Annotated in this window: 2 protein-coding genes; one reads left to right on the forward strand and one right to left on the reverse strand. The window is 68.9% G+C overall.

The window, feature by feature from the left end; translation table 11 throughout:
* On the forward strand, positions 1-205 hold a 205-nt coding region (locus ASG00_RS18100), incomplete at its 5' end, for a GNAT family N-acetyltransferase (protein ID WP_235559489.1).
* Positions 206-232: 27 nt separating this feature from the next.
* Here ASG00_RS18100 and ASG00_RS10595 read toward each other — a convergent pair.
* Positions 233-824 (reverse strand): histidine phosphatase family protein (locus tag ASG00_RS10595; protein ID WP_056209406.1); only part of this gene is annotated, 592 nt, incomplete at its 5' end.

An 824-nucleotide genomic window follows, 5' to 3' on the forward strand; every position in this document is an offset into this window, starting at 1 on the left:
GATCGGCCGGGGGCGCGGGTGGGGACGCCTGCTGCTCGATGCCCTCGAGGACGAGGCGCGCCGGCTCGGCGCCACCGAGCTCGTGCTCGACACCCACCACTCTCTGACGGCGGCGGCAGGTCTCTACGACTCGAGCGGATTCGTCACGATCCCGCCCTACAACGACAACCCCAACGCGACGCGCTGGTACGGCAAGCGGCTCTGAGTGGCGAGCGGATGCCGCGGCATCCGCTCAGACCAGGGGCACCTCGGGCAGCCCCGTGCGCAGTTCGAACGGCAGGTGAGCGAGGTCGTTGTGCGACACGAGCACCCATGGACGGCCCGTGCGCTGAGCGAGCACGGTGAGGCCGCAGTTGGCCTGGTTGAGGGTCATCCATCGCCACTCGGGCGCCTCCATGACCTCCCGCACGAACCAGGCGATCACGACGTTGTGCGTGATGATCAGCTCGTGAGAGGCCTGCGGCTTGCGACTCAGGAACATCGCGGTCGCGTCGCCCATCTGCGCGCGCCCCGCATCGATCTCCTCCTCGCTCACCCCGCCGAAGAAGGGCTCGAAGATCGGCGGCATCTCGGGACTCGGACCGCTCGGAATGCAATCGAACAGCAGCGATGACGGTTGCCGGTCGATCGACGGCAGTCGTTCGGCGATCACCCGCGCCGTCTCAGCCGCGCGTAGCAGCGGCGAATGCCACACCGCATCGAATGGAACCCCCGAGAGGCGGTCGGCGATGAGCTCTGCCTGCCGGCGGCCGCGGGGCGAGAGCGGGCCGTCTTCAAGGCCGTGCTGAGCGTCCTGATGCTCACCGTGCCGCACGAGGTAGAGG

The sequence above is a fragment of the Microbacterium sp. Leaf351 genome, assembly GCF_001423825.1.
GTDB lineage: Bacteria > Actinomycetota > Actinomycetes > Actinomycetales > Microbacteriaceae > Microbacterium > Microbacterium ginsengisoli.